Annotated in this window: 21 protein-coding genes and 2 pseudogenes; 10 read left to right on the forward strand and 13 right to left on the reverse strand. The window is 66.9% G+C overall.

The window, feature by feature from the left end; all coding sequences use genetic code 11:
* Positions 1 to 15 precede the first annotated feature (15 nt).
* The gene (locus tag QA802_RS04715; protein ID WP_329407348.1) at positions 16 to 1,386 is read left to right on the forward strand and encodes an SPDY domain-containing protein; all 1,371 of its coding nucleotides are present in this window, start codon (positions 16 to 18) and stop codon (positions 1,384 to 1,386) included.
* 184 nt (positions 1,387 to 1,570) lie between these two features.
* On the opposite strand, the gene QA802_RS04720 is transcribed toward QA802_RS04715, so the two are convergent.
* Positions 1,571 to 2,467, reverse strand: coding sequence for a DUF5655 domain-containing protein (locus tag QA802_RS04720; protein ID WP_329407350.1), 897 nt, complete (start codon positions 2,465 to 2,467; stop codon positions 1,571 to 1,573).
* Between the two features lie 472 nt (positions 2,468 to 2,939).
* The gene (locus QA802_RS04725; protein ID WP_329407352.1) at positions 2,940 to 3,392 is read right to left on the reverse strand and encodes an NUDIX domain-containing protein; all 453 of its coding nucleotides are present in this window, start codon (positions 3,390 to 3,392) and stop codon (positions 2,940 to 2,942) included.
* A gap of 222 nt (positions 3,393 to 3,614) precedes the next feature.
* Here QA802_RS04725 and QA802_RS04730 point away from each other — a divergent pair, with 222 nt between their 5' ends.
* A complete protein-coding gene (locus QA802_RS04730; RefSeq protein WP_329407354.1) occupies positions 3,615 to 4,379 on the forward strand; it encodes an IS5 family transposase in 765 nt (254 codons plus the stop codon).
* 2 nt (positions 4,380 to 4,381) lie between these two features.
* Here the strand turns inward: QA802_RS04730 and QA802_RS04735 are convergent, their stop codons facing one another.
* Positions 4,382 to 4,753 carry a hypothetical protein gene (locus QA802_RS04735; RefSeq protein WP_329407356.1) on the reverse strand — a complete coding sequence of 124 codons (372 nt, stop codon included), beginning with the start codon at positions 4,751 to 4,753 and terminating at the stop codon, positions 4,382 to 4,384.
* A 286-nt stretch (positions 4,754 to 5,039) separates the two neighbouring features.
* Here QA802_RS04735 and QA802_RS04740 point away from each other — a divergent pair, with 286 nt between their 5' ends.
* Positions 5,040 to 5,555, forward strand: a complete 516-nt coding sequence (locus QA802_RS04740; RefSeq protein ID WP_334518308.1) for a transposase family protein — start codon at positions 5,040 to 5,042, stop codon at positions 5,553 to 5,555.
* The gene (locus QA802_RS04745; RefSeq protein WP_334518310.1) at positions 5,555 to 5,860 is read left to right on the forward strand and encodes a hypothetical protein; all 306 of its coding nucleotides are present in this window, start codon (positions 5,555 to 5,557) and stop codon (positions 5,858 to 5,860) included. The genes QA802_RS04740 and QA802_RS04745 overlap by 1 nt, the downstream gene beginning before the upstream one ends.
* Before the next feature lie 145 nt (positions 5,861 to 6,005).
* Here QA802_RS04745 and QA802_RS04750 read toward each other — a convergent pair whose 3' ends face one another.
* Positions 6,006 to 7,466, reverse strand: a complete 1,461-nt coding sequence (locus QA802_RS04750; protein ID WP_334518312.1) for an IS1380 family transposase — start codon at positions 7,464 to 7,466, stop codon at positions 6,006 to 6,008.
* 150 nt (positions 7,467 to 7,616) lie between these two features.
* Here QA802_RS04750 and QA802_RS04755 point away from each other — a divergent pair, with 150 nt between their 5' ends.
* Entirely contained in the window at positions 7,617 to 7,799 is a 183-nt protein-coding gene (locus QA802_RS04755; protein ID WP_334518314.1) for a hypothetical protein, read from the forward strand.
* A 41-nt stretch (positions 7,800 to 7,840) separates the two neighbouring features.
* On the opposite strand, the gene QA802_RS04760 is transcribed toward QA802_RS04755, so the two are convergent.
* From QA802_RS04760 to QA802_RS04795, 7 genes and pseudogenes are all read right to left on the reverse strand, one after another.
* Positions 7,841 to 8,074: a hypothetical protein gene (locus QA802_RS04760; protein WP_329407361.1), complete on the reverse strand. Its 234-nt coding sequence runs from the start codon at positions 8,072 to 8,074 to the stop codon at positions 7,841 to 7,843.
* 1,106 nt (positions 8,075 to 9,180) lie between these two features.
* Positions 9,181 to 9,573 (reverse strand): hypothetical protein, encoded by a 393-nt coding sequence (locus QA802_RS04765; protein ID WP_329407363.1) that lies wholly within the window; start codon positions 9,571 to 9,573, stop codon positions 9,181 to 9,183.
* A 167-nt stretch (positions 9,574 to 9,740) separates the two neighbouring features.
* A pseudogene (locus tag QA802_RS04770) lies at positions 9,741 to 10,010 on the reverse strand (transposase); the annotation flags it as partial.
* Positions 10,011 to 10,017: 7 nt separating this feature from the next.
* The gene (locus tag QA802_RS04775; protein WP_443042262.1) at positions 10,018 to 11,112 is read right to left on the reverse strand and encodes an IS110 family RNA-guided transposase; all 1,095 of its coding nucleotides are present in this window, start codon (positions 11,110 to 11,112) and stop codon (positions 10,018 to 10,020) included.
* Positions 11,113 to 11,331: 219 nt separating this feature from the next.
* Positions 11,332 to 12,136, reverse strand: a pseudogene (locus tag QA802_RS04785) (IS630 family transposase); the annotation flags it as partial.
* Positions 12,133 to 12,804 carry an ISAs1 family transposase gene (locus QA802_RS04790; RefSeq protein WP_334518319.1) on the reverse strand — a complete coding sequence of 224 codons (672 nt, stop codon included), beginning with the start codon at positions 12,802 to 12,804 and terminating at the stop codon, positions 12,133 to 12,135. The pseudogene QA802_RS04785 and the gene QA802_RS04790, both read right to left, overlap by 4 nt.
* 21 nt (positions 12,805 to 12,825) lie before the next feature.
* A complete protein-coding gene (locus QA802_RS04795; protein ID WP_329407368.1) occupies positions 12,826 to 13,362 on the reverse strand; it encodes a transposase family protein in 537 nt (178 codons plus the stop codon).
* Between the two features lie 724 nt (positions 13,363 to 14,086).
* Between QA802_RS04795 and QA802_RS04800 the strand changes: the two genes are divergently transcribed.
* Entirely contained in the window at positions 14,087 to 14,380 is a 294-nt protein-coding gene (locus tag QA802_RS04800; protein WP_334518321.1) for a hypothetical protein, read from the forward strand.
* A complete protein-coding gene (locus QA802_RS04805; protein ID WP_334518323.1) occupies positions 14,377 to 15,054 on the forward strand; it encodes a hypothetical protein in 678 nt (225 codons plus the stop codon). Before QA802_RS04800 ends, QA802_RS04805 begins: the two co-directional genes overlap by 4 nt.
* Here QA802_RS04805 and QA802_RS04810 read toward each other — a convergent pair.
* Positions 15,047 to 16,342, reverse strand: a complete 1,296-nt coding sequence (locus QA802_RS04810) for an ISAs1-like element IS1629 family transposase (RefSeq protein WP_006378747.1) — start codon at positions 16,340 to 16,342, stop codon at positions 15,047 to 15,049. The two genes, QA802_RS04805 and QA802_RS04810, sit on opposite strands and share 8 nt — an antisense overlap.
* Positions 16,343 to 16,604: 262 nt before the next feature.
* Here QA802_RS04810 and QA802_RS04815 point away from each other — a divergent pair, with 262 nt between their 5' ends.
* Together QA802_RS04815 and QA802_RS04820 are read left to right on the forward strand one after the other, a co-directional pair.
* Positions 16,605 to 17,114 (forward strand): hypothetical protein, encoded by a 510-nt coding sequence (locus tag QA802_RS04815; RefSeq protein ID WP_334518331.1) that lies wholly within the window; start codon positions 16,605 to 16,607, stop codon positions 17,112 to 17,114.
* Positions 17,111 to 17,557, forward strand: coding sequence for a hypothetical protein (locus QA802_RS04820; RefSeq protein WP_334518333.1), 447 nt, complete (start codon positions 17,111 to 17,113; stop codon positions 17,555 to 17,557). The genes QA802_RS04815 and QA802_RS04820 overlap by 4 nt, the downstream gene beginning before the upstream one ends.
* On the opposite strand, the gene QA802_RS04825 is transcribed toward QA802_RS04820, so the two are convergent.
* The gene (locus QA802_RS04825) at positions 17,526 to 18,722 is read right to left on the reverse strand and encodes an ISAs1 family transposase (protein ID WP_334518335.1); all 1,197 of its coding nucleotides are present in this window, start codon (positions 18,720 to 18,722) and stop codon (positions 17,526 to 17,528) included. The two genes, QA802_RS04820 and QA802_RS04825, sit on opposite strands and share 32 nt — an antisense overlap.
* Before the next feature lie 323 nt (positions 18,723 to 19,045).
* Between QA802_RS04825 and QA802_RS04830 the strand changes: the two genes are divergently transcribed.
* Positions 19,046 to 19,303, forward strand: coding sequence for a hypothetical protein (locus tag QA802_RS04830; protein WP_334518337.1), 258 nt, complete (start codon positions 19,046 to 19,048; stop codon positions 19,301 to 19,303).
* Positions 19,304 to 19,324: the final 21 nt, after the last annotated feature.

Below are 19,324 nucleotides of genomic sequence, written 5' to 3' on the forward strand. Positions count from 1 at the left end.
AGACGACACCCCAACGTGACTCCCACCATCGACGCCCACGTTCGCCTCGACACCCACCCCACCCATCCAAGCGCCGTGACTGCCGTCCTGACCGGCACCCAGGCCCACGTTGCCCACCTGAGTCTGGAGGCAGCCGACTGGATCGTCGTCGCCGACAACCTCCTGGTCCTGGTCCGCATCGACCACGAGGAGCCCTACTGGGCCAAGGACGCAGCCAAGCACCTGTCCGCCGACGGCATCACCGTGGAGATCACCCCTCGGCTCCAGGAGGCCATGGACGAGGAATGGACCTGGGCGAACTATCCGATGCCTTGGTGCACCCGCAGCGAAATCCGCGAGGTCTCCAATCAGGCGCAGAAGATCCACGACGACATCCGCCACGGCCAGCTCCTCATCCACGCCCACGCCCACGACGGCCACACCACCGTCGCGGTCGGCACCTACCTCCACCGCAACGGCAAGTCCGTCTATCTCCACGGCGAGGACCACCTGCGCCAGGTCACCGACACCTTCGGCTCACCCGCTGGGGCCCTGCTCGCCTTCGAGAAGGTCCACGGCGCCGAGATGCGTCCCGGCCCGGCACCCCTGACCGACACCGAACGCGCCGCTGCCGAGGCCCGCGCCCCGCTCTCCCTCACCGCAGTCAAGGCCGAACCGGCCCGTCCGGAGCCGGAGATCGTCCCGGCCTACCTGGCCGATGCCGGTGACCACGACGCGCTCCTCGACGCGTTCATCGACTCCCACAGCGAATGGGAGAAGTGGCGGACTTGGTCGGACGAGACGACCCACGCCATCCACGAGTCCCAGACCCTGCGCATCGAGCGCGTCCACGAAACGCCCGCTCACGAAACAGCGTGGACCGTGGCCGCCTACGAGACACCCGTATCCGACCGCATGTGGGTCCTCACCGCGACCGGCGCCACCCCCGCCCCGATGTTGGAGGAGCTGCTGAATCACCTCGCCGAAGGCGACGGCTGGGACGCGGCCATCAGCGCCCCGGTGGACGAGAAGATGGTCACCGTGGCCACGCAGCCCCTCTCCGACGCCGGATGGAAGCACACCGTGGACGGGCGATGGATCCGCTGGAAGTCCCCCACCGGGGACGCGGGCGTCCAGTTCGACGCCTTCACCGCCCAGCACCCGAGCCACAACCTGGCCACCTGGACCGTCTGGGCCGGTCCCGGCCCTGGCCGGCCCACCTGGGCCGTCACCGCGTCCCCACACACCCCGAGTTCGCTGCTGGCCGATCTCTCCGAGGCCCTCGCCCACAAAACCGGCACTCGCCACCCACAGACCGGAACCCCCGAACGCAGAACGAGCCTCGTCACCAGCCCGCCGGTCACCCCCGCGGTCGCGGCCACCCCCGCTGCCAGCCGTACACGCTGATCGTCAGCACGCAAGAGCGGGGCAACATAACGCGGGATCGCCGATTAGCCCAACCGGCGATCCCGCACATCATTGGTAGTCCACCGCCACGCCCTACTCGCACATCGAAAGGGGCCACCCACACCCCACGGTCGTCGAAAGGGGCCACCCCACGGCCACAGAGCAGCCATAGGCTGGCAGACGATCACGCCGCCGCGTAGCTGGCCCGGAACAAATCCTGCGCCCGCTCCACGTCTCGCGGCGTACGCAGCTGCACCTCCAGATCACCCGTCCCGTGGTGACCGAGGCCGGACACGTCACGGGTGAAACCCGGAACGAGGTCGACGTCCTGCGGGTCGACCTTCAGGTAGACCAGCAGCTTGCTGCGCTGCGGCGGGCAGAGGCAGGCGAAGTTCCGCAGCCGCTGATAGGCCCGGTAGGTCTTACGCTCGACGCGGTTCACACCGTCCCCGAGCCCGAGCAGTACCTCGTCGACAGCGTTCGCCAGCTCCACCATCGACGCGCCCCCGGCGCCGGCCGCCGCCCTGGCAACCGCCTGGCGGCGCGGCCGGCGTGCTACCTGCATGCCGCCGCTCACGGACGCCACGGTCTCAAGGCCAAGCAGGTCGCTGCCGAAGAGTCGGTAGCGGACCAGATCGATCGACCTCCGGTGCTCGCGCACGGCATGCACGTCGTAGCGCGTGAAGTCGCCGGCGATACAGATCAGGCGCGGTCCGCTCCACAGGACCTGGGCCGCGGCCGTCACCCCGAGCCGGTCGCGGACCAGCTGCTCGAACTCGGCGCGATGGTCCATCAGCCACGCCAGGTAGAACAAGCCCTGGTTGATGACGCCGGCGTCGACACCGCGCTTGTACTCGACGATGACCGGCGATCCGTTCTCGTCCAGCCCGAGCGAATCGATGCGGCCCCCGTGAACCGGCCCCGTGCCGTACTCGCTCGCCAGGAACCGGACACCCAGCAACGTCTCCATGTGCGCCTCGACGAGACCTTGCACATCTGCCTCGGCCTCAGCAAGACGCGGCGTGACCTCGGTCATGCCGCTATTCGTCGTGTCCGTGCGGAACAGCTTCAGGCCCGACACCTTCCCCTCCTCGACTCGGAGATCACCAACGCCGATGAGGTGCGGAATTGTTTCCGCGAGAGGCTGCGGAGGCGTAAAGATAATACGAGCTCCTGCATGCGGCCCGGCCGGAGAGCGGTCGCCTCCCTCGGTCACCGGGAATTTACGGTTCCCCCATGCGTCCCCCGCGCCCCAGGGGACAGCATTAGGAAGCTCTGGGGCATGGCGCCACGAGGGCTGGCCGCGGCAACGCTATGGGGCCATTCCGTCGCCGTACCATCCTTGGCGGAACGGGTGCGGAGCGAGCGCAGGCCGGACCTGGAGAGCAGGTCCGGCCGGCCGATGGCGCTGTTCTTCTGCGCAAAGTCGCAGGGCCACACGTGCACCCAGGGGCCCCCGGCTGGAGCCGGCCAGGAAGGAGGCCGCGCGGCTCATTGCTGAGCTTCACAACTTTGGACGACGGTCCCGCGGCAGCTGCCCGGACTGACCGTCATCAGCCCTCTGGCCAGCCGTCCAACGAGAGGATCAAGCCCCCGTCCAAGTACCGCTTGACCGCGGCCAGGGTGGTGCGTGTAAAGGGTCGCGGAAGGTCGTCCGGAGGCACCCAGGCGATGGTGTCGTGCTTGTGCGGCTCCGCATTGCGAGGAGTACCGCTCCACTGGTCGGTGTGGAAGACCAGGGCCATGAACATCCCTGGGGCCTCCGCTCCCCAGCAGCCATGGACGACGTGGACGAGGCGCAGGTCCGTCTCGGCGACGACGACGCCCGTCTCCTCCTTCAGTTCTCGTACCGCAGTCGCGGTGATCGGTTCCCGGGGTTCGCCCTTCCCGCTGGGGACGTCCCATTCGTCAGGCGCGAAATCCAAGTGGCTGCTCCGCCGCAGGATGAGGAGTCTGCCGTTGTCAGGATCCGTGACGAGAACAGCAGCGATGAGTCGCGTCGTCATCGCTTCACTCTTCCACTGGGCCGCCGGCTGATCGGACTCAGTCAATCGCCTTCCTCCAAACGATCTCAAAGCGTGGGAGCGATACACCCAGGGCTGATGCGTTCTCAGTCAGTGAGCTCTTTCCAACCTCCCGTGCCAGCTGGGCAGTTGGCCTGACAGACAGATGAAGCCCCTGGTAGATGGGTTTTCGACCAAGAGAACCTTCTCCACCAGAGGCTTCGCATGCTTGTCTACCCTTCCGGCATCGACGTGTCCAGCTCTGCCCTGCGCTTCCTCGCCGCGCGCCTGAGGGAACACCGCCGCGCTCTCGGAACCCGATGGCGACGCCTGAACGCAGGCCGACAGGCCCTGCTCACCCTCGCCCACCTGCGCAATGGCCAGCCCTACGCCCAGCTCGCGGCCGGATTCGGGATCGGCACCACCACTGCCTACCGATACATCACCGAGGCCGTCAACCTCCTGGCCGCCCTCGCCCCCACCCTCACCGAAGCCGTACAAGCGGCATCGACGAAGGCGTACGTGATCCTGGACGGGACACTCCTACCCATCGACCGAATCGCCGCCGATCGCCCGTTCTACTCGGGCAAACACAAGAAGCACGGCATGAACGTGCAGGTCATAGCCGATCCAAAGGGGCGTCTGCTGTGGGCTTCATCAGCCTTGGCCGGCGCCGTCCACGACGTCCGGGCCGCACGCGAGCACGGCATCATCAAGGCACTCGCCGAGGCCGACATCACCTGCTGGGCAGACAAGGGCTACCGGGGTGCAGGCGGCACGGTCCGTCTCCCTTACCGCGGCCGATGGCACAGCCTCTCCACTGGCCAGCAGGCCGTCAACCGGTCCCACGCAAAGATCCGTGCGCTGGTCGAGCAGGCCATCGCCACCCTCAAGTTCTGGCGCCTCCTCCGCAAACTCCGCTGCTCGACGACCCGCATCACGAGCCTCGTCCAAGCCGTCCTCGTCCTCCAGCTCGCTGCCACGTGCTGAGATCAACCCGCAGCATTTACCAGGTCCGTCAATTCGGCCTCGGTCGTCCCAGCCCGCAGACGAACGTCGAAGGTGTAACCCTCATCGCAGAACACCAGGTCAAGTTCTATGGGTGCCAGCCTGCGGAAGACGATCGCCAACCAGATCGCGTCTTCCTCCCAGGCGTCCATGTACAGGCAGGTCCCGTCTTCGTGCAGATACGCCTCACCCGGACCGTTCCCCGTCTCGAATTGCCATACGAGGCTGCGCGCTTCACTGCGGTGCACCGAGTCGACCTCGACCTCAGACCACCGGTCACGGATCGCGTCTGTCAGCGCATCCCGATCGATGCGCCATCCGCCCGCATCACCCTCGACCACCGCCAAGAACGTCATAGCCAGGGTCTACCAGATGCCCGTGACGCAGCGCCGAACGGCTGTCGCCTGAGGTTGGAATGGGCTCAGTGAGATGAGCTGACCGCCTGCGTATACGTCACCGTGGTCGGTTCACCCGGTTCAGCAACGAGAGACGCGACCCCTGATGATCAAGGTTCTCGAAGCCTTTGATCACGAAAAGGGGTCGCGTTCGCGTGCCATCCTCCCTGATCGGTGTCCTGAAGCGGCACTGCGCGGACACGATTCCACCTGCCCGGAACCGTCACAGCTCACCTGCCTGGCGGACGTGCTGGGCCGGATCCCCGATCCCCGCCGGGTCCGGGGTCGCCGCTGCCGCCTAGGCTCCCTGCTTGCGCTGTGCCTGGTCACCGTCCTCGGCGGAGCCACGTCCCTGGCGGCTATCGCCCGCTTCGCCGCCGATACCGACTACGACCTGCGCGAACAACTCGGACTGACCTCCAGCACGCCAAATGCCTCCACCCTGGGACGACTCCTGGCCCGCTTGGACGGCGACGCCCTGGACGACGCCGTGGGGGCCTGGCTCGCCCGGTACGCCGCCGACCCGGTCAACGAACCCGGCGACACTCTGGTCGGTCTTGCCGTCGACGACAAGACCGTGCGCGGCTCCCGCACCGACGGCACAGCCGTCCACCTGCTCGCCGCCGCGCTCCACACCGGCCAGACCGTGATCGCCCAGCGCCAGATCGCCGCGAAGAGCAACGAATACCCGCCTTCGCCCCACCGCTGGACCGGATCGCCCTGCACGGAGTCGTCGTCACCGCCAGCGGCCACTACCTCCTAGTGGTCAAGGGCAATCAGAAGAAGCTGCGCAAGCACCTGCGGCACCTGCCCTGGCGCCAGATCCCGCTGCAGGCACGCACCACCGGGGCCGGAGTCTGCACCGTCCGACCCGGCCTGGTCTTCCCACACGCCGTCCAGGCCATGGAGATCAAGCGCCGCCGCACCCACCGCAAGACCGGCAAGGCCGAGACGAAGACCGTCTACACGGTCACCCGCCTCCCGCCCGAACAGGCCAGCCCGACGCAACTCGCCGAACTCATCCAGAATCACTGGTGGGTTGACCTCGATTCTTCACTGGCGGTGTGACGCCGGTCGGCTCGGCGACTTGCCCGTAATATCCCCTGCCGTTCGAGGATGGGCCGTCGCGTGACGCTGCGGGGCGTCGGGTTCCACGGGCCCGAGGGTGCTGCGGGTTCCCTCCTCTCCGGTGTCGTTGGGGCGGGGCCGGTCGTCAGGTGTCGGCCGGGAGGCCGGTTGCGTGTCGCCAGGCGGTGGCGAACGCGGGTGCCCAGGGCCAGGTGCGGTCGAGGTGCAGGGTGCGCCGGCGGGCGTGGGTGGTGAGGCGGGCGGGCAGGTGATAGAGCTTCGTCCGGATTGTCTCCGGTTCGGCGGCGGCGAGTTCGGGTTCGTCGTGCAGGAGGAGGAGTCGGGTCCAGGCGTCGAGGTCGGCGGCGAGGGTGGCGGCCAGCATCCAGGCGGCGTTGAGCTGGAAGGACTTGGAGGGCAGTAGCCCGAGCCCGACTCTCTTGATCGCTTTGATGCGGTCCTCGACCTCGGCGTGATCACGGTAGAGAGCGTCGACGAACCACACCTGTCCGGAGCCTGGGACCCCGGAAAGCCCCTGGTGGGTGGGGATGTTCGTGGCGACGATCTGGTAGCGCCAGCCGGTGCGCTGCTCGAACGCGGTCAGCTTCTTCAGGTCGCGGCGCGAGGGTTTGACCCGGCGCACGATCAGCCGTGTCCCCTCGGGCCAGCCGGTCAGGTCGCGGACCCCGGTCAGCTCGGCGACCTGGTAGGTGACCTTCTCCCCGTCCGGGCCCTTGATCTCGTGGACCTCGCCGTCCTGGCGCAGCGCGTCACTCCACACGTCCGCGGGCAGCAGTGCGATCGCTCTCTCGTCGGCGGTGTTGATGGCCCAGCCGGTGATCCAGCGCACCCGGCGGCGGCTGGTGGTCAGCGCCTGCAGATGCTCAAGGAGGCCATGACTGAAGGCCGCGCCGTCGATCCGGATCAGCAGCTTCGACCACAGCGGCAGCGGGAGCTGGTGCAGGGCTGCCGCGAGGACGCTCTTGTGGTCGGCGATGTCGTTGGCCGCGGCGTTGCCCGGCCGCAGCAGCATCGTCACGCATTCGCGGGTGTTGGCCAGCCAGGCTCCCAGCGGGTGATGCCCGTAGCTGCCCTTGAACGTGCCGGCCGCGCCGTCCTTCTTGCTGGTGCAGGTCACGAGGGTGGCGTCGAGATCGAGGACGTACCAGTTGGTGAGCTTGCGCCCGCATACCGAGATCCAGGGAAACCCGCCGGGGCGCAGGGCGAGCAGCGTCCACACCCCACGCCGTATCACGGCACGGACGCGCTCCACCCGGGCTGCGACCGGGCCGTCGATGGCTTCCAGCGTGCGCCACAGGGTGCTGTCCGAGACCGGACAGGGGAACAACGGCCGCCAGTGATGCTGCAGTTGCTCGGCCTGCAGGATGTTCCTCGCGCCGAGGACGATCGCGCAAGCCAGCTGGACAAGGGCCATCCCGCGATCCCGCCACCCCGGCCCGACGCCCTGCGGCAGCGCGGCGGTCAGGGCCCGGGTCAGCCCGACGCGGTCCGCTATCCGGCGCAGCAGCACCACGCCCGCGTGCCCGACCAGGTTCTTGCCGTCGGCCCGCACGACGAGCCGGTGATTCCATTCGGTAGCCTGCACCTGTCGGGTGCCCCCACTCTGCGACGTTCTTGATCTAGGAAATCCAGATCATCGCAGGTCAGGGGCACCCTTCTGCTGTCAGGTCGTCACATCGCTGGCGGACGGCCCTCGTAGCTGAATACACGAGGTTGAGGCCCTGCACCACGTCACGTGACGTTCGGCGAGGACGCCTCACGAGTACGCACCGGCACCGCACCCCGCGCCATGGCCACCCTGCGCAACCTCGCCATAGGACTCATGCGCCAAGCAGGCTGGACCAACATCGCCGCCGCAGCCGATCACTACAGGTCACGACCTCAGCACGCGATCGTCATGCTCCGACTCACAGCCTGAGAACGCGTCACCCCTGGTGAGGCTGGAGGCAAGATCCTCATTTAATGACAGTTCACGGGCCCTTTCAGCGCTTCATTTACCACGACCGCTATGGACTTGCTGGTGGCCGGATCCTGTTGCGCCCAGTCTACGAGCGCCTGTTTGACCGGCTGGTGACGATTGGCCAATATTCTGAGGATTATCTGAACAGTTCCCGCATCTTGCTCATGATCCGCCAAGATCAAGATCTTGCGGAGCTCTTCACACGAGAGGGATGCGTAGTCGTCGCTGCTCATAAATAATCACTCCTTGATAGCCCTCTGCGCTAATTTCTGTCACCGGAGATAGCGCCTCTCAAGCTGCTTCATGTTCGCAAGTCCGTCAGCATCGTATAGGTTGCACCTGGCTGCATAAGCGATGCAGAAGGCAAGTTGATCGCGAACTTCTTGCGATCCACATTCCAGTCCAAAACCGTAACTCACGGCATCAATGAAGATTGACACATCGTGCTCATGGTGCACCGCCCCGATATCGGACAGGGGAACGCGCCCATATCTCGCACCGGGTACGATCAGTTCTCTCGCCGTCAACACGCAGTCCTCACCCTGGCTCTGCGCAATGTGCACCCCGGGTGGTGCAGACCGATATGCCACCAGAGTGACGATGGCGAGCGGCTTGTCACTAGACACGACTTGCTCCAGCCTTGAAGCCTGTAGATCACAACTGCAGGACTTAATCCGCCATGGGAGGATGCTCTAGAGCAGGAAAATAGCTTCCCCGAACGCAGCGCGGGAAGTTTCGCTTGCGCGCTTCTCGTATTCTTCCGCCTTATTCGCCCAGCCCTCGCTCCCAGTTCCGGCGAGGTAGTGCGCATAAGAGGCTGCCGCCTCTGCGGATTTGGTTGCCTCTATGTATGGAGGGGGATTCCCCTTCGCTTCGCAAACGATTCGCGTAGCTTCTTCGGCTGCGTCGGCTGCAGCGGCCGCCTCCTCGGCAATGCGGGCCCAGGGTCCGCCGCCGGGTAGCTCACCAGCACGTACCCGAGCATTGACGGCATCGGTTGCCGCAGCAGCTTCCGCTGCAGCCTGAGCAGCCCGCCGGGCCGCTTGAGCGACTGGGCCGCCAGGAGGTCTCTCGATTACTGCCGCCGCTCGCGCTCGTTGCGCCGCGCTTCGAGCGCGCGTGGTCATGGCGCTCACATTTTTGGGGTTGACCATATTGATCACCTGGTCAGGGATTTTACGGAATGGGGGTGGCTGCCGACCTCTCTCTTCCAGGCTACCCGGATAACCTTTAGGGCGCCTTTTTAGCAGTTTCATGAAGATTTCAACCATTGGTAGAAGTGGCGCCCCTGTGGCTCAGCGGAGTCTGCAGGTGGTACCGGATCCGGCCCCAGACCAGCTCAGCTGTGTTGGTTGAGGGCCCGCGTCAGGTCCCGGTTGGCCGCCCGTGCGGCGTCGAGGTCGGCCCGTGCTTCCTCCAGTGCAGAGGTCAGCTCGGCGTTCTGCTGCTCCAGCCTCGTAACCTTTCGCTGGGGCTCGTCGACGTCAGCCGGGGCTCCTATCCCTGACTCCTGCCATGCCTGAGCACCCAGCGCTTGCGACAGCCGTCTCTCCAGCTGCTGAATGCGGGCGGCCAGACGGGTGTTGCGGGCCTGGGCATTCGCGAGATGGGCTTGCAGCGAGGCCCGGCTCACCGGCGAACCCACGGCCGGATTCTGGGTTGCCGGTTCGAGTTCGGCGGCGTGGACCAGGGCGAGCAGGTCGCGGTGGCGGTAAAGGAACGTGCGGTCCACGCCGGCTTCCAGGGCGATGGCCGAGACGCTGATCGGGGTGCCGTTTTGGCGGCGTTCTTGATCGCGACGGCCACTCGCTCGCGCCGACGCTCGGAGTTGGCCTGGCGGCCGGGTTGATGCTTTCTCAGGCTTCAAGATCGAGTACTGGCTTTGAAAGCGTGATGTCGTCATGGTGGGGCGAGCACGAGTCCAGTTCCGGTGAGGCAGCCGTCGAGGACGTCGTGGCGGTACTGGAGCTGGCGTAGGCCCCGCCGGACGGCGGTGATCAGGTCCTCAGGGTCGGCGAACGCACGGTTGGCCGTGGTGGTGCGCCGCAGTACCGACCAGATGCCCTCGACCGGGTTGAGGTCCGGCGCGTAGGGCGGGAGTTGATAGACGGTGAGCCAGTCGCGTTCGGCGATGTAGCGGCGCATCCCGGCCGTCAGATGGGTGTTCAAGATGCCCCTATGTTGCGTCAAGCGGCAGCAGCGCGGTGCCAAGGGCTGGCGTCCGCTGGATCTGACCGTAGATCTCGCGAGCAACGTAGCGTTTGAGGCAGCGGATGGTCTCGCGTTTCGACATGCCCTGCTTGGTGCGTCGTTCGAGGTAGAGACGTGTGCGGGCGTCACGGCGAAGGCGAGTAATGACGATGCGGTAGAGGGCAGCGTTGGCCTGCCGGTTTCCTCCGCGGTTCAGCCTCCGCCGCTGCGTCTTTCCGGAAGACTGCTCGACCGGGCTGACGCCGCATAGAGCGGCGAATGATGCTTCGCTGGTCAGCCGTTCCGGATTGTCGCCGGCGGCGATCAACAGGGCAGCAGCGCTGTCGGGCCCAACCCCGATGATGTCCAGAAGCTCCGGGCGGCACCGACGAACGGCCTTGGTGATCCGGCTGGTGAGTTCCTTCACCTCAGAGGTCAGCTGCTGGATGCGCCGGGCCAGCAGACGGAGCGTGAAGACGGCGGCGTCGCCAGTGTCGGGGAGATCGGCGCACGTGGCGATCAGGGTTGTGTTGCTGAGGTCGGACAGTGCCTCGCGCAGCACGGGATCGACCCCGAGGAGTACGGCCTTGAGTTGGTTCTTCGCCTGCGTGCGGGCCTTGACGGCCGACTCCTTCGCCAGCCGCAGTACGCGCATGTCGGCGGCCGGGCCCTCGCCGGTCTTGGGCGTGACGTCAGCGCGCCCGGACAAAACCGCGCGGGCCGCGGCCTCAGCATCGACGGCATCGGTCTTGCCGTGCTTGCGGCGCAGGGCGCGGGCGGGCTGGTTGACCTCGACGACGCATATACTTTCCCGGCTCAGGAAGCGTGCCAGAGCCGCTCCGAAGGAACCGGTGCACTCCACGCCGGCTCGGCGCAGGACGCCGAAAGAGCTTGCCCAGGACAGGAGTTGGCGATAGCTGGCAGCGGTGACCGGGAACTCCTGGTGGGCCAGGAGCACCCCGAGCACGGTGACCACGGCGGCGACATGTACGTCCTTGTGGGTGTCAACCCCCAGGATCACGTCCTCCACCAGCGGTTCTTCAGACTGTGCGGGCAAAGTCGGCTGGGGCAGGCTGGTGATGGTCACGCGGCTCCTCGATCGACGCGGGCTGATGGCCGACGTCGGGCCGGTGAGCGGTCAGAACTGTGACGGTGCCTTGTGCGGCAAGGCCCCTATCGGGACACGCTCGCCGGTCCGATGGCAGCAACCGCCGCCCGGGACCGCGGGCCGACAGATCCTGAACAAGGCAACCTGGGCCAGTTGTCCCACGGGTCAGACCCTGGCCCCGGACGGCGCCCCATGAGTCTCACAGTTGTCCCACACCAGCACGATCGGGCCGCCGAGCTGCTGGTGCGCGGTCTGGATCAGGTCTCGGTAGTCCTTCCAGGAGAAGCTCTTGCGTCCGTCGGGCCGGGCGTCCGGGCACGGCCGGTAGATCAGCCGCGAGCGTTCGCCGGCTTTGTAGCAGGCCAGGGCTGCGACGGATAAGCGACGGCGTGAGCGGCCCCGCACACACACGATGGGAGTGCGGCCGCGGCGGGACCAGGTACGGGCGGTCGGCGGCGTCATCGAGAAGCCGGCCTCGTCCTCGAAGACCAGTTAGGCATCGAGCGCCGCCACGGTCCTTCCACGCTCGGCCAGGTCTCCTTCACCCAGCCGGCCACCGCCGCCTCGTCGCGCTCCACCGCCCGGCGAGCCGGCATCTGGCAGCTCCAGCCGTGCCGTTTGAGCAGCGCGGCAACACCCTGGACGGTGTAGCTTTTGTGGAACCGGCGCCCGATGAGGGTCTTGATCCGTGACAGGGTCCAGGTCTGATCCGGCCAGCCGTGCGCCACCGGTCCCTTGGCCAGCTCCTGCTCCAGCACGGCGAACAGCTCGTCACTGAGCAGCGGCAACGACGCCGGCCCTCTGGAGGTCAGGGCTCTCGGCCCGCCCTGGGACCATGCCTTGCGCCAGCGCTGCACCGACCGGATCTCACCCGCAGATCGTGCGCGATGACCGCATTCTCGTCGCCCTGGGCGAACCGCTTGGCCGCTTCCATCCTCAACTTCTCGCGGAAGGCCCGCCGCTCGTCGGTCAGCCCGCCCCCTTGCGCATCCCTCATGCAGTCGGCATACCGCAGGGATCACGAGCCGTCAGCCCTTGCCGACACCACGCTTTGAAGCTCAGTAGTTGGAGGGCGTGGTCGGTTCGTGACCGGTAGCGGTCGGTCGCGGCGGCGATGTTCGTCCAGCCAGCCTGCCGGATGAGGCCGATGGCGAGGTTGCGGAGCGTTACCATCGCGCGGGGTGCGCTGCCGGTGCGGACGCGGGAAGTGTCCTCGGCGAAGGTCACGTCTCTCACGTGGTGCAGGGCCTCGACCTGCCAGTGCCTGCGGATCAGTTCGGCGATCCGTTCCGGGGTGGCCTGCTCGGGAGTGAGGCTGGTGACCGCGTAGATCGTCTTGATGGTGGTCTCGTCCGTCGTGCGGCTGGTGCGGCGGCGCTTGACCTCGATGGCCTGCACGGCGTGCGGGAAGAGGAGGCCAAGCTGGACGGTGCAGACCTTGAGCCGGCGTATCTCGCGTCGGCCATGGCCCTGTTCGCGGGTGCGGTGCTGCAGTGGGACCTCGCGCCAGGGCAGATGCCGCAGCTGTCGGCAGAGCTTCTTCTGGTTGCCCTTGACGGCCAGGATGTAGTGCCCGCCCTGGGCGATGATGTGCTGGGCATGGCCGGTCTGGGTGTGCATCGCGTCGGCGGTGATGACACGTCCACGCAGGTCGAGCCGTTCCAACAGTGAGGCGAGGCAGGGATTTCATTGCTCTTCGCGGCGATCTGCCGCTGGGAGACCACGGCCTGGCCCTCGTGCAGGACGGCGGCGAGGAGGTGGACGGCCGTCTTCTCGCCGGTGCGGCTGCCGCGTACGGCTGTGGCCGTCGACGGCCACACCCACCAGCTCCACGGTGCGTTCGTCGGCCGGGTCACTCGCGTGCCGGGCCAGCCAGGCGCCCACGGCATCATCGAGGGCGTCGCCGTCCAGACGTGACAGCAGGCGGCCCAGCGTGGTGGCGCGTGGCGGACGCCGCAGCCCGATCCTCGCCCGCGCCTCGGGAGAGGTATCGATGGCATAGCGGGCGATGCCGGCCAGCGTGGTGGCGCCGCCGAGCACCGCGAGCAGGCACAGGGCGAGCAGTGACCCCAGCCAGTAGCGGCGCCCCCGCACCCGTCGTGAATCGGGAAGCCGGTCCAACCCCTCCGACAGCGCGGCGAGTTCGGACAGCTCGGCAGACAGGTGCAACAGGTCGGCGTCCTCGCGATGGCGCTGGAGAACGTCGATCAGGGAGGATGGCACGCGAACGCGACCCCTGTTCGTGATCAAAGGCTTCGAGAACCTTGATCATCAGGGGTCGCGTTCGTCGCATTCAAGTACGGACAAGCAGGCCATCAGAGCATGTCCACGCACGAGTTACTCATCTCGCCGGTTGAGAACGCACGCGCCCTGGCGATACACCCAGCTCATAAGCTCGGTCAGTCTGCCGCAGAAGCCGAACGATGGGCCTCAATATTTCGCGGCGCGAACGCCCGCTGGTCGCTCTTCATGACCAGCCCTCGCCCAGGTCATGGGCCCTTGACTCGAATGCTGCCCCTTTCGCCGGGATACCCAGCCTTCCCACGCATAGACCGCCCCGGCCGAGCGCAAGAAACACCTCACCGGACAGGACCCTGCGCCCCTTCCTCACCATCCAGTCGCTACCGAACCTTCGGAGCGATCTGCCCCGGGATGAGGCACGGCCCCGTCGCAACACCACCGGACGCCGAGGACCTCCACCTCAGCAGGAGATCAGGGAAACGTCTTTGAGCCATGACTTTCGCGCCAGCCGCTCTAATCTGCGCCCATCCGCCGCCATGGCGGCCACACGAACTGGGAACGGTCACCCGAGAGCGGCACGCCAGCCATCGCAGGCTGCCCCTCACCGCATCCACAAATAGCGCACCAGTTCGGATTCTGAGTGATTGTCAGTGCCGTGTCCTAGCTTGAAATCACAACGCGAGACCGGGAATTGGGGGAAGACCTGGTGATCTTTGAAGAGCCGTCCGCAATCTACGAAAGCATCACGTCGCGGATGCGAGCCCTAGCGGTGGTCTATCCGGTGCTGGCCTTGGATGCCAGCAAGGCCAAGAAGGAGCGCGGGTGGGACCCGTACCGCATGGCTGAACTGGCCTTGGCCGCGATTGACTTCGTAACGCTGCGCACCGACATGCGGACAGCTGTGCGGCAGGAGACGGTCGTGGAACACGTGGCCGAGTTCGCCGCACTGCAGCAGCCAGGCCGGCCTGGGAGGAGTACCGGGCAGTCGCCCGCTGGGTGACCGAGCGGCTGATCAACACTGAAGAACGCGACCGCGCTTTCCGTCACGACGTCGGGTACGTGACAGACAACAAGTTCGAGACGCGCGAGGCATCTTTCCAGATCCTCAAGGAAGTCCCTGATCACGTGGGGCAGGCAGCTCTCATCGCCACGGACGCGGCGATCACCGTGCTGGTGCATGCGATCGACGTCGATATTGCCTCGGAACAGATCGCCGCCGAAGCCAAGCTGGAAGCTCTGCTCAAGCGTTCACGGATCAGCGAGGCGTGGCAGGCCGCGCACAACGCACGGATCCAGAGCGTCCGGTACGCCAAGGACATCCATGGGCGCATCGAAGCCATGAAGCGCAATGTGCGGGCTGTGGACTGGGACACGGAAGTCAGGGACACGGTCGATGAGGCTTTGGAGCACGTGCGCAGCCGGTCCGCGGCCGAGACGAAGCACAAGGAGCGGGTCAACCAACTACTGGAAGCCACCGCCGATGAACGCAAGCGCAGACAGCTACAAGACCTGGAGGCGCTCATCCACGAGTGCTGGCAACGTCACGCGGTACTGATTGACATGCTGATGACGGTCGGTCCGGAGTTCCGGCGCCAACAGGACCGTCAGGTGTTCGTGGCTCCGGCGATTCCAGGGCCCCGGCGTTTGCCCGGGTCGTCCGGTTTGATCATGTGATGCCGTAGAGGCTGAGGACGAGGGTGCGTTCGGTGTGGGCTCGGCGGCCGGCGGCGGTGTTGACGTACCCGGCAAGCTTGAGCGCACCGCGGATCAGGTCGCGGACGGCGGCGAGGACTGAGGGCGTGTTGTGGGTCCTGACCTGGGACTTGTCCTCGTTGAAGGTCACATCCCGACACCAGTGGACGGTGTTCTCCACGGTCCAGTGCCCGCGAGCCCATGAAGCGATCTCGGCGGCACTCGCTTCCTCGGCGGGCAGGTCGGTGATGGCGTAGACGGTCTCGCTGGACCACTTCTTCGCTCCGTAGAGACGGCGTCTGCGCTGGATGCGCAGGACCTGGGCCGCGTGGGGAAAGAGCAGGCCGTTGACGGTGACGACCTGGACGAGACGCTGTTCGTGGCGGCCGTGGCCGCGGGCGTCGTCACGGTGGATGACGGGGATCTCCTTCCAGGGCAGGGCGTGGAGCTGACGGGCTTGGCCGCGCTGGTTGTTCTTGATGGTCAGCAGGTAGTGGGCGCCGCGTTCGTGCAGGTAGGTGGCGTGGTCGCGTTGGGCGTGGAGGGCGTCGGCGGTGACGACGGCCCCCTTGAGATCGGCGTCGTCGAGCTGGTCGAGCAGGGGTTGGAACTCGGGGATTTCGTTGGTCTTCGCGCCGATCTCGCGGGAGGCGAGGGTGATGCCGTCGCCGTGCCGGACGGCGGAGAGCACGAAGACGCGGCTGCCGTCCGGGCGCTTCGCACTGCGCAGGCACTTGCCGTCCACCGCGATGGCCCGGCGCCGGGAGCGCACCGGTTCGGCGCGGGCGGCCGCCCGGTGGGCGCGGCGCTGTTCGCGTTCGATGCCGCCGTCGGGCATGAGCGGCTCGGGAGAGTGGGACACCGTGGACAGCAGGGGCCGCAGGTGGTCGTAGCCGGCCGCGCTGACCTCACCGGGATCGAGCCGCCCCAGAACGGTGCGCAAGGTCTTCTCGCTCGGGATCCGGTAGCGGCCGCGCAACGGATGGTAGGGCAGACCGAAAGCGGCCAGTTCCTCAGGCGTCGCACGTCGGCACCACTCCGCCGCCGCGGTGATGGAGTCATGGCCCGCCGGGGTCATCGCACAGACCACCAGGGCCAGCAGCGAGGAGACCCGGTAGCGCACCCCGCACGCCCCGCGAGGATCGGTGACCGACTCGAACTCGGCAACCAGGCCGCGGACTTGGTCTCGCGCGGCATCCGAGCCGAGGGCCTCCAGGCGGGGCGCCGGAGAGACGGGAACGACGGCAGGGGATGATGGAGGAACGAACACGGCACCTTCGTGGATCTTGCAGCGTAGAGAACTCCATGATCCACAGGTGCCGTGTTCATCTGCTTCCGGGGCCCGCCAGCATGATCAACCGGCCCAGGCCGGGGCGATCCGGGCAAACGCCGGGGCCCTGCCGGCGATTCACACCCGCGTACATCTACATGAGCAGCTCCTTCAGCCGGTGCTGGAACTCTCACTTAACGCGTGCTTGGGCCCCTTGGAGGCGTTCACTCGTGCCGTCATGGGGCCCGTGCGTCCTCGTGTGATGTACCTGCCCGACTTCCTGGAAGGGCTCACCAGGGTCGCCGAGGAGGCCGGCGGGGAGCTGGTGCCGGTTCAGAACGAGTACGACTGGTCGGAGATCGACGCCCGTCCCGCTTTCAGCGAAGAGCAACACTACGCGGTGGACGCGCTGCTGGCTGCCATCACGGACCAGGGCGTGCGGCTCTCGACCCTGCTGGCGGCCACACGCCAACCAGGCCCGGGCACAGGACCGGAATCAGGCACCGACGAGTTGCTCACGCTTCGCACCCAGCAGCTCTTCCGGCTCATTCCGGTGCGCCAACTCGTCGATGGTGAAACTGCCGTGGTGGCCGTCGACGACGGCACAGTCCTGGATGACGTCCTCTTTGGCGGCAGCGACTTCCTCCTGGTCCGCACCGGGGGCATCGGTCCCTCGCAGGAGTCACAGACGAACGCGCCACTGCCCACTTTCCCAGCACCGCGCCGCCCGCAAGGCCCTGACGCCCACCAGCTTGATCAGGAGAGTGCATGAACCGTCACGAGGATGCTGCCGAGGCTGCCCGGATGGTCGCCTTCGCCATGGCCCGCCGCAAAGCGCCCGCTCGCTCTGGCGACTACGCCCGACTCGTCCAACGCTTCGACACTGAGCCGGACTTCGCGCAGGTAGTGCGCAAGGTCGCCCAGGGATTCGACCTGACGGTGCTGGAAGTTCATCCCATGACCGGGTTGGTCCTGGGCACCACGCCCGAGACCGACTTCGGGGTGTCCGTCTCCGACCTCGTCCCGCAGACCGCCGATCGCCCCCTGTACCTGCTGGCCCAGCTGACCATCGCCGCCATGGTCTTCCCCCGTCCCGAAGACCTCGACGATGACGAGCATGTCGGCCGGATCTCAGTCAAGCAGGTCGATGAAGAGGTCCGGGTCCTGGCGTCGCAGGGCTTGATCAAGTTCCGTGAGTGTCCGGGTTGTTGGTGATGCCCAGGATGGCGAGTGCTCGTTCTGGTTCGTGGCGGAGGGCTCGGGTGGTCTTGGCGATGTTGTCGGCTCCGAGGATCTTCAGGGTGCCGATGGCGAGGTTGCGGATGGTGGCCATGGCGCGGGGTGCGGTTCCGGCGTGAATAGTCGAGGCGTCCTCAGCGAACGTGACATCTCGGATGTAGTGGGAGGAATTTTCGATTCCCCAGTGCTCGCGAATGGCGGCGGCGAGGTCGGCGGGGCGGGTTTGATGGGCGGCGAGGCTGGTGACCGCGTAGACGTTCTCGCGGGTTTCGGGCCGGCCGGTGGGCTTGCGGCGGCGGTGGACCCGGATGGCGAGGTGGGCGTGGGGGAAAGCGATGCCGCCGAGGTTGTCGGCGATGGCGCAGGTCTTGATCGAGCGGGACTCGCGGCGGCCGTGGGCGGTGGCGGAGGCGGTGTGCTGGACCTTGATCGATGTCCAGGGCAGGGCGGCGAGCTGGGCGTAGGCGGTGGGCTGGTTGGTCTTGATGACGGCGATGTAGTGGGCCTTCTTCGTCTCGACCAGCCAGGTGATGTTGGCCTTCACCGAATGGAGGGCATCGAAGGTGACGACGGTGTCGGCGAGGTCGAGTGGTGCCAGCAGGGGCTTGAAGTGGCGCACTTCGTTGGTCTTCGCACCGACTTCGACCTGGGCGATCGTGGCGACGCGGTCGTGGGTGACCGCCGAGAGCAGGTGACGGCGCGGCGTGTCCAGGCGGGCTGAGCCCTTGAGGGCCTTGCCGTCCACGGCGATGACCTGCCGCGCTCGGGCCTCGGGCACGTCCGCGGACGCGGTGATGCGGTGCCGGTCGGCCAGGTAGGCGCCAACGGCCTGGTCCAGGGCGTCGCCGTCAAGTGCCTGAAGGACGCGTCCGAGAGTGACCGGTTTGGGGCTGCGCCGCCAGCCGAGCAGGTGACGGCGTACCCCGAGGGACGCCAGCAGCGAGTTCGTGGCCCGCTCGCCGAACTCGGCGAGTTCGTCGATGCTCTTCGCGCCGCAGACGGCCGCGCAGGCGCACACCAGCAAGATCGCCGTCAGCGAGTACCACCGGCCCCGGCGTGAGCGCGGATCCGGAACCGATTCGAGGTAGGGACGCAGGTCAGCGATCCGGTCCGCATCCAGCGGCCCCAGCTTCTCCAGCACGGCAGGGATAGGGGAAGATGCAACAGCAGGCACGGGACGTCCTCGTGATCATCTGGCTTCGACACCACAATGATCACGAACCCCCGTGCCTGCTCTGGTATCCGCCCCTACCGGCCTGATCGCCAACCCTCCACGCAATCACGGAACTTGACGGAGCCCTGCTGGCGTCGACCATCGAACGCCGCCTTGCACAGAGTGACGCAGATGTTGATCCACCCTCCGATCAGCCGGGGCTGGAAGGACTGTGGCGGGCCTACCTGCGCCGGAACGCCACGGGAAAGACGCAGACCGACAGGGCCCCACGAGCCTCGACGAGAGCACTGGTGAAAAAGGCGTTCGCGCATTTGGAGAGCCACGGCTTCGTACGCAAGGTCAGCGACGAAGACGCCGGCACATATGTCACCAACGTCAAGTACCGACTGCAGATCCGCGACCAGGCCGCGCGGGACATGCTGGAGGAACTCGCAGCACTGGGAGTCGCAGCGCTCCCCACGGACGGCACACCCAACCACGACCAGCCATCACCGGACGACCCCCCGTCGCCGACCGAGAACACGCCGGTAACCGACCTGTTCAGCTGACCGCCCTACTGCAAGGACCTC

This window comes from Streptomyces sp. B21-105, from assembly GCF_036898465.1.
GTDB lineage: Bacteria > Actinomycetota > Actinomycetes > Streptomycetales > Streptomycetaceae > Streptomyces.

What these genes read in the sequence shown, in the direction of transcription:
- QA802_RS04725 (WP_329407352.1), bottom strand. Translation starts at nt 3,392, where the DNA reads ATGACGACGCGACTCATCGCTGCTGTTCTCGTCACGGATCCTGACAAC.
- QA802_RS04730 (WP_329407354.1), top strand. Translation starts at nt 3,615, where the DNA reads ATGCTTGTCTACCCTTCCGGCATCGACGTGTCCAGCTCTGCCCTGCGC.
- QA802_RS04735 (WP_329407356.1), bottom strand. Translation starts at nt 4,753, where the DNA reads ATGACGTTCTTGGCGGTGGTCGAGGGTGATGCGGGCGGATGGCGCATC.
- QA802_RS04760 (WP_329407361.1), bottom strand. Translation starts at nt 8,074, where the DNA reads ATGAGCAGCGACGACTACGCATCCCTCTCGTGTGAAGAGCTCCGCAAG.
- QA802_RS04815 (WP_334518331.1), top strand. Translation starts at nt 16,605, where the DNA reads ATGTACCTGCCCGACTTCCTGGAAGGGCTCACCAGGGTCGCCGAGGAG.
- QA802_RS04820 (WP_334518333.1), top strand. Translation starts at nt 17,111, where the DNA reads ATGAACCGTCACGAGGATGCTGCCGAGGCTGCCCGGATGGTCGCCTTC.